At 37.0% G+C, this 2510-nt stretch carries 4 protein-coding genes; all 4 read right to left on the reverse strand.

What is annotated here, in order from left to right; all coding sequences use genetic code 11:
* The coding region (locus tag Q0Q99_RS02035) for a hypothetical protein (RefSeq protein ID WP_293890685.1) at positions 1 to 402 on the reverse strand (402 nt) is incomplete at its 3' end.
* Between the two features lie 3 nt (positions 403 to 405).
* Complete coding sequence (locus tag Q0Q99_RS02040) at positions 406 to 825, reverse strand: PepSY-like domain-containing protein (protein WP_293890688.1); 420 nt, start codon at positions 823 to 825, stop codon at positions 406 to 408.
* A 641-nt stretch (positions 826 to 1466) separates the two neighbouring features.
* Positions 1467 to 1823: a hypothetical protein gene (locus Q0Q99_RS02045; RefSeq protein ID WP_293890691.1), complete on the reverse strand. Its 357-nt coding sequence runs from the start codon at positions 1821 to 1823 to the stop codon at positions 1467 to 1469.
* A gap of 86 nt (positions 1824 to 1909) precedes the next feature.
* Positions 1910 to 2299, reverse strand: coding sequence for an FdtA/QdtA family cupin domain-containing protein (locus Q0Q99_RS02050; RefSeq protein ID WP_293890694.1), 390 nt, complete (start codon positions 2297 to 2299; stop codon positions 1910 to 1912).
* Between the last annotated feature and the right edge of the window lie 211 nt (positions 2300 to 2510).

Consider the following 2510-nt stretch of genomic DNA (forward strand, 5'->3'; position numbering starts at 1 on the left):
GTTAAATACAAAAACCTTGTGCGAAAATTGATCATATAAAATCGCGTCAGGCTTCTCTCCTTCTATTTTTACCTTTTCAATAAGCGCGAAAGTGACCAAATTAACCACGCTGACAGAATTGTCCTTTCCATTGCTGATAAATGCCTTTTTCAAATCATTCGCAATCGCAATCCCGTGCACGCCTTTCGTATCGGGAATCGTAGCAATGGTTTTATCGGTTTTCAAATCCACAACATTAACCACGCTTCCGTGCGAAACAAACAAATGCTGCGCAGCCTCATCTACTGCAAGATAATCCCAGCCTTCTTCACCGGCCACTTTTATTTTCTTTGTTACCTTGTACCCTTGGCCGTAGTTTGAAATCCAAAAAGTCAGCGCCAATAAAATCAGTATATTTCTCATTAATTAATCTTTAGTCTCTTTAATAAAATTCCCCTTGTTATCAAATATTAAATCCATGCCTTTAACCTCGGCCTCAAAGGTAAGCTTCTGCCCGGCGTCCCTGATCTCTGCCGCCTCCTTTATTTTTTGTCCTTTATAATGTTTTATAACATATTCCCGCACATTTGCCGGAAGCTGACTGATTTGAATCCCGGTTTCGGTTTCTATAATCTTTCCTTTTGCGTCCATCAAAACAGAATGCCGAACTTTGTCAACCACATATCCGGCTTCATAATTGTCCTTCTCCTTCTCCCATTTTACCTTTTTTATAGTAGGATACTGCCTCTCAAAAGCATTTTTTACATCCAGCGGAACATCAGTTTTTTGTCCATAAGACAAAGCTGCCAGCATCAAAACCACAAGTAAAATAGCATTTTTTTTCATTATTTATATGATTCGTTCAATCGCAAATATAAAATTAATTACACCCCAAAACCTTCCTTGCTTTTTTTCTTAAGACAAATATAATTTAGCACTCCAAGTAAATACTACACCATGTCGCGCCATTTTACAGTGAATTGCTGGCTATTAAGAACAATGAAAAGAGCCGGATTCAATCAATCCCGCACTGGCAGTTGTTGGATTAGCCATTAATAATATTTTTGAATTTACAAAAAGGTGTGCCCGGTCCTGAACTATTTACTTTAACCATTGAAATATTCGTTTTTATATTTAAAATTGCACTTTATGCCTGAAATTATACCTTCGAAGCCATCTAATTACTTTTAACTTTCTAAAGAAAAGCGGAGTTGTAATTAAATTGTGTATCCTCACATTACTTCGGGCTAAAGCCTTAATGTCGCCAATAAAGCTTTAGCACGAACGGGACTTAAAAAGGGTATATTTAAAAATCACGAGACGGAAATAAAAGACGTCAAACTGCCAAAAGATTTCACGACAGAATTTGACATAAAGAATCTTTTCATTCCTATTTTGAAAGCCTTTACTACCAAACAAAAAACTCCCGAATCACTTCGGGAGTTTGCTGTTTAAACATTTATTATCGTAATTCTCTCAGTTTTTTATTATCCGTTATCCTCATCCAAATCATTATGATTATCGCCGCCGATGCTATATTCATTGTTTTCTTCATCCTCACTTCCTATATCTTCCATATCGTCATCTAGTTCCGAGCCCGGAACATCCAAATCGCTGCCCGACTTATCATCTCGGAAGTCTTTATCGTTCAGTTCCCCGGGCTTGACATACTCTATCCTATCCTTCTTTTTGTTAACGTCTTCAGGATCTATGTCCTCTTCCTTATGGTCATTGTTATAGATATCTTCGCTCGGCGGATAAGTCGGATAACCCGGAAATATGTCTTTTTTATCCTCCTCGATCCTATCGATATTCGGGTTCTGTTTGTTGTCTTTCGTGTCCATTTTAATTTACTTAATTATTAGAACACTAAGTTAATCATTAATGATTATAAGATTATTGTAAAATTTCAACGAAAAAAATTATTCGTTCAGATCGATTTAAGATATTCAGAGTAGTCCCTTATATAATCACTTTCATCAAAGATGTCGGACGACATGACAAGACAAACCGCGCCCGCTGAAAAATTATTGAGCTCACGCCAGACTCCTTTGTATATTAAAAGGCCTTTGTCGGGTTTATTTAGGATGATTTTCACCTCTTCAGCCCCGTCTTTTAATATAACGTCGAAACTTCCCGATGCGGCTACCAAAAATTCCTGCTGCCCGATATGGCTGTGGCCTCCCCGCTCAGAACCGCTGGGAATGTCGTACAGATAATAAACCCTTTTTATATCAAAAGGCAGAGTCGCCCCTTCAATTATGGCGTAGTTCCCTGACGGATTTTCTACTTTTGGAATTGTTATAATTTTAGAATTCATATTAAATTTATTAATTTAAAAATAAAGAATCTTTTAGCATATCTTCTCAAACCAATATGCCCAGCTCTTTTAAATTTTCTAATGATTTTTGTAAAAAGATAACACAATTATTCAAATCACGCGCTTTTCCGCTATCGCGCAAAGATATAAATTCGAAGTACTTTTCCAACACTACAAGCCCTATCCAAAATCGTCACTGCCTCAAAATCCA

This window comes from Flavobacterium sp. (genome assembly GCF_025352425.1).
Lineage (GTDB): Bacteria > Bacteroidota > Bacteroidia > Flavobacteriales > Flavobacteriaceae > Flavobacterium.

Coding starts and splice junctions, on each gene's coding strand:
- Q0Q99_RS02040 (WP_293890688.1), bottom strand. CDS start 825: ATGAAAAAAAATGCTATTTTACTTGTGGTTTTGATGCTGGCAGCTTTG.
- Q0Q99_RS02045 (WP_293890691.1), bottom strand. CDS start 1,823: ATGGACACGAAAGACAACAAACAGAACCCGAATATCGATAGGATCGAG.
- Q0Q99_RS02050 (WP_293890694.1), bottom strand. CDS start 2,299: ATGAATTCTAAAATTATAACAATTCCAAAAGTAGAAAATCCGTCAGGG.